This is a genomic window from Acidovorax sp. (assembly GCF_046339755.1).
GTDB lineage: Bacteria > Pseudomonadota > Gammaproteobacteria > Burkholderiales > Burkholderiaceae_C > Acidovorax.
This window is the reverse complement of sequence record NZ_JBKDTZ010000169.1, coordinates 1-5124: the sequence shown is the minus strand read 5'-3', so window position 1 is coordinate 5124 and position 5124 is coordinate 1. Positions and strand designations below refer to the sequence as shown.

At 67.8% G+C, this 5124-nt stretch carries 3 protein-coding genes; all 3 read right to left on the bottom strand.

What is annotated here, in order from left to right:
* Nucleotides 1-284: 284 nt before the first annotated feature.
* Genes ACK59X_RS14065 through ACK59X_RS14055 form a run of 3 tightly spaced genes read right to left on the bottom strand, consistent with a single transcriptional unit; the run spans nucleotide 285 to nucleotide 4893 of the window.
* Nucleotides 285-1220, bottom strand: a complete 936-nt coding sequence (locus ACK59X_RS14065; protein WP_409957976.1) for a LysR substrate-binding domain-containing protein — start codon at nucleotides 1218-1220, stop codon at nucleotides 285-287.
* A gap of 52 nt (nucleotides 1221-1272) precedes the next feature.
* Entirely contained in the window at nucleotides 1273-2721 is a 1449-nt protein-coding gene (locus ACK59X_RS14060; RefSeq protein WP_409957974.1) for a DUF1501 domain-containing protein, read from the bottom strand.
* 15 nt (nucleotides 2722-2736) lie between these two features.
* A complete protein-coding gene (locus ACK59X_RS14055; protein ID WP_409957972.1) occupies nucleotides 2737-4893 on the bottom strand; it encodes a DUF1800 family protein in 2157 nt (718 codons plus the stop codon).
* Nucleotides 4894-5124 lie beyond the last annotated feature (231 nt).

Sequence of the window (5124 nt, the reverse complement as noted above, 5' to 3'; positions counted from 1 at the left end):
TGGCAAGACAGGTAAGACCGTGGTTGGCAAAGCCCGCTTTGCTTCTCGCACACCCAGTAGTGCACTTTGGCTATGGGGCCCCAACCAGCAAATCCCATCAGGGACAGCAGCCTAAAAGGCTGCACAAAAGTCCGGATGTACGGGAGCAATCTTTTCCTTCTGACCCGTCACGAATTGGCTTGCCAGCAAAGGGGCGTCCATGTACGAAGCAAAAGAAAGTTACTGCGCCGCCGGGCGCACATCCCGGCTCCCGCCTTCAGCACAAGCACACAGCAACCACTACCTCATTTCTCACGCTCCGCAGCCGCCGTACCCACCAACCATTCCTTCAAAGCCCGCGCCGCCGGCCGCAACGCCACCCCCCGCCGCTGCACCAGGTAATACCCCTTTCCCACCGCCAACCGCATCCCAGGAAACGGCTCCACCAACCACCCCTCCCGCAACTCCACCTCGGTCAGGATCGCACTGCTCAGCACCACCCCCTGCCCATGCCGCGCCGTCTCCAGCGCCAGCATGCTCTGGTCGAAATGCTGGCCCGCAATCGCATCCACCTGCGCCCCCGACAACTGGCTGAAGCGCTGCAGCCAGGGCTTCCAGTACGGCAGCAAGGTCGTGTGCAGCAGCGTGGCGCGGGCCAGGTCGTCGGGGGTCTTGATGCGCAGCCTTCGCAGGTAGTCCGGGGCGCAGTACAGGCGCGCCTCGTCGGGGTACAGCAAGGTGCTGCGCAGCGCCGCATCCTTGCCGTCGAAATAGCGAATGGCCAGATCCACCGGCTCGCGCTCGAAATCGCTGAGCGCCGTGGTCGCCCCCAGGTGCAGCGACACGTCGGGCCGGTGCTGCAAGAACGCCGCCATGCGCGGTGCGAACCACTTGGCCGCCAGCGTGGGCGGCATCGACAGCCATACCGCGTTGCGCTGCTGCTGTGCCTGCTGCAGCTGCTGCGCACGCAGTTCCTCGCTGGCCTGCGCAATGCGCGCCAGCGCCGGTCCCACGCTGCCCCAGTAGGCCAGCGCCTGCGCGGTCGGCTGCACCTGGCGCACCGAGCGCACGAACAGTTGCGTGCCCAGCCATTCCTCCAGGTTCTTGATCTGCTGGCCCACGGCACCGGGGGTCACGTGCAGCTCCTGCGCGGCCAGGCGGAAGCTGGCGTGTTTCATCGCCGCGTCAAAAGCAAGCAGCGCCTTGATGGGGACGGGGGTGGTGGAGGATGGCGATGGCACGAAGAAGAAAACGCAGCAACGGCGCTGGAGACAAGGGTGCAATCAGCGGCGCTCAGGCAGCCGCCATGAAGCCCACGTCCACCGGATACGCGCCCCCGCCAAAATGCCCGATGTTGGGCAGTATGGCCGGCAGTTCCGTGGCAGACACGCCGAACCACTTGCCCAGCGTGGCCCCGAACTGGTCCACCGAGGTGCTGGGCAACAGCCGCCCCTGTCCGATGTGCCACTGGTCCTGTGGCGCACCGGTGTCGCCCACGCTCACTGGCGGCGGCGTGCCGTAGAAGGCCTTGCCGCGCACGCCGCCGCCCACCACCAGGTGGTGGCTGCCCCAGCCGTGGTCGGTGCCATCGCCATTGCTGGTCAGCGTGCGGCCGAAGTCCGACGCGGTGAAGGTCGTCACCTTGTCGGCAATGCCCAGTTCCACCGTGGCGCGGTAGAAGGCGGTGATGGCCTCGCTCACCTGCGCCAACTGGGCGGGTTGGCGCCCCACCATGTCGTCGTGCAGATCGAACCCGCCCAGCGAAGCCATGAACACCTGGCGCTTGAGGCCCAGGGCATTGCGCGCGCCAATCAGGCGCGCCACCATGCGCAGCTGCGCCGCCAGCGGGTTGTTCGCGGGGAACGGCGTGTTCAGCGCCACGCCGCCCAGTGCGCCGCTGACTTGCCCCTCGGCTGCAATGCCACGGCGCATCACGGCGTTGTACTCGTTCTCCAGCATGTGCGATCGCGTCTGCTGGATGTGCTCGGTGAAGGCCGCGCGCATGGCGGGCTCGTAAAAGAACGGCTGGGCGCCGCGCGTGGCCTTGATCGCCACCGGCCCCGCCGTGCTGCACTGGTACTGCATGGCATTGCGCCCGGCCAGGAACACGGTGTTGCCCGTCACCGAGATGCAGGTGAACAGCGCATTGCCGTTGGACGACAGCGCCAGGTCGCCGATGTTGCCGCCCCAGCCGCGCGTGGAGCCCTCGGCCCCCTGCGACTGCCACACCGACTGCTGGTCGTTGTGCGAGAACAGCTTGGGCGGCAGCGGCACCGTGTTGCCCGCGTACTGCTGGCGCGTGGTCGGCGTGACCAGCGGTCCCACGTTGAGCTGCACCGCCGCCTGGCCGGCATTGAACAGCCCGGCCAGCCCGCCCATCGACGGGTGCAGCGCATACTCGGCCCCGCCGGCCAGCGGCACCGTGGGCTGCAGGCGCGTGGCCTCCAGCCGGGCGCGCGCAATGGCGATGCTGCCCGCCGCCGTGCCCGCACCGGCCATGCGGATGCGTTCGTACGCCTGGTGGCGTGCGGCGTCGTATGTCACCACGGTGTTGGCATAGTCGTTGCCGCCAAACAGGAAGACGCACACCAGCGCCTTGTAGTCATTGGCCGTGAAGGCTGCGGCCTCACCCATGGCGGCCAGGTTCAACCCCAGAGGCGCCGCGGCGCCCATCAGCGCCATCTGGCCGGAGCGGCGCAGAAAGGCGCGGCGCGTGTGCTGCTCGTGTTGCATCAAAAACATGGGGGCCTCACTTACTCACTTCTTGACCAGGTATTCGGCCGAGGACATCACAAACAGGATGGCCCGCGCCACGTGGATGCGCTTGAACCCCTCGTCCGCGCTGGCGCTGATGCGGTCGATGCGCAGCGCATTGGCAATGAAGTCCTGCGTGGCCTGCGACAGCTGCCCCGCCGCGAGCAGCAGGTTCAGCCGCCGCACCAGCGCCGCCGTATCGCCCACCAGGGCAAACTCGGCGCTGTAGTCGGGCACGATGTCGGGAACATACGTCACCCCCTGGCCGTCGCGCGGAAAGCCGATCTCCGTGGGGTTGCCGATCCACAGGCCAGAATACCGAATGCCCTGCCGAAAGTTGATGTAGCCGCTGACCGAGCTTTCGCTGACCAGCTGGAACTCCGGCACCGTCGCGCCGATGGCGGCCATCTCGGTCGAGGGCGGCACATAGCCCGGGCGGTAGAAGTTGAACACCGAGGGCGCATTCAGCGGTATCTGCTGCAGATCGGACTCGGGGTCCCAGTTGCCCACCTCGTACTTCCAGGTGTTGGCCAGCGAGCGCGCCTTGAACGCCCGGCCCCAGTTGACGACCCGCAGCATGGGCTCGCGCAGCTTGCCGAAACTCCGCGAGTTGAGCCCCGCCGGCCCGCGCGCCGCGTCGTCGAGCAAGATGGCGCGCAGCACGGCCTTCAGGTCACCTCGCACACCCGCACCATTGTTGTCGAACACAGCGGCCACGCGCGCCACGTAGGCCGGCTCGGGGTTGCTGGTGACCAGGCGCTGGATCATCTGGCGCGCGAAGAACGGGCCCACGTTGCGGTGGTTGAACAGCACGTCGAGCGCCATGCGCAGCGCCTCGGGGCCCGGCGTGCCGCCAGGGATGCTGGTGCCCAGAAAGCGCTTTTCCAGCGTGGAATGCCTGCTCGCGTCAAAGCGCATCGGCCGCTGCAGGTACTCGGGCCGCAGCAGCGTGCCGCCCGGCGGCACCGGGTTCTGCAGCGGCGCCAGGCCACTCGCATCGATGTCGTAGCCCGTGAACACGCGCGCCAGGTTGGTCACATCGGCCGGGCCATAGGTCTCGATGGGCTGGCCGTTGGCGCCCAGGCGCGGCGTGCCGTCGGGGTTGAGCTCGTGCAGGCCGATGGTGAACAGCTGCATCACCTCGCGCGCATAGTTCTCGTCGGGCACGCGGCCCGTGGCCGGGTCTTCCTTCTGGTTGCCGCGCGTGTTCAAAAAGGCGCCCATCGCCGGGTGCAGGGTCACAGCCTCCAGCAGCGCGCGGAAGTTGCCCAAGCCCAGCCGCGCCAGCGTGTCCCAGTAATGCGCACCCGCAAAGCCCGGCCAGTTCAGGCTGCCGCCAATGCTGGCCACCGAGATCACGAACACCTCCGACAGCGCCAACGCCCAGCGCTGGCGCACCATGTCGGTGGCGCTGAACAGGTCGTGCCACACCGCGTACTGCGCCAGGCTGTTGTTGAAGAAAAAGGCCCGGTCATTGGCCACCGCATAGCCCTGGGCCACCAGCCAGTCCCACTTGCTCTGTCCCATGGGCATGGCCAGTTGCGCGTCCAGCCAGCCCGCGTAGCCCTGGCTGCGCACGGCGGCAATGTCCGCGTCGCTTGCGCCAAATGCCGCCTGGTGCAGAAAGCGCGCCGCCGCCTCGTCGCTGGCCACACTGCCACTGCCGCCGCTGCCCGCAAGCACCGCATCGGCAAAATCCGCCACCCGCCCCAGCGCCGCCACCTTGCCGCCCGTGGCCGGCCCCAGCGCCAGCACCTCGCCATTGAGCACGCCCAGGTACAGGCCCGTGCCCGCATAGAAGCGGTAGCTCAGCGCATCGGCCCTCAGGGTGGATGCGTGCGGCGAGAAGAACTGCGGGAACTGCCGCTCTGCCCAGTCCAGGAACTCATCGGCCGTGGGCATGCGCGTGGCGGCCGAGCGGCTGGCGCTCGAGCCCGTGCCGCCCAGCAGTTGCGGCTGTGCCACCTCGGCCCGGCCCTGCACCAGGGCCTCGGGCGGATCGTCGCCTCCGCCGCAGGCGGCGAGCAGCGCTGCGGCGGCCAGCGCGGCAGACAGGGCCGGCGCGCCACCGGCCGAGCCAGTGCCTTCCTCCACGTTGTGCTGGTTGTCGATGCGGCTGCTTTGGCCGAGTGCAATTTCTTCGTCTGTCGTGGACTGCATGGATGGTGCCCCTGTTGCTCCCTGCTCCAAGTGTCGCGTGGGCGATTTGCGGTGGTCAAGCTGTTTTGGCGCTGGGGGGGATTCTGTGGTGTATGCCCTGCACGGATGGATGTTGTGGCGTGCGTTGGTTTTGGTTGCTGCTTGCTTTGGTTGAGGGCGGAGGCCGGGTCTCGGCCCGGCGGCCGAGGTACCTTTCTTTGCGTCGCCAAAGAAAGGTACCCCAAAGAAAGG

What these genes read in the sequence shown, in the direction of transcription:
- ACK59X_RS14060 (WP_409957974.1), bottom strand. Translation starts at nt 2,721, where the DNA reads ATGTTTTTGATGCAACACGAGCAGCACACGCGCCGCGCCTTTCTGCGC.
- ACK59X_RS14055 (WP_409957972.1), bottom strand. Translation starts at nt 4,893, where the DNA reads ATGCAGTCCACGACAGACGAAGAAATTGCACTCGGCCAAAGCAGCCGC.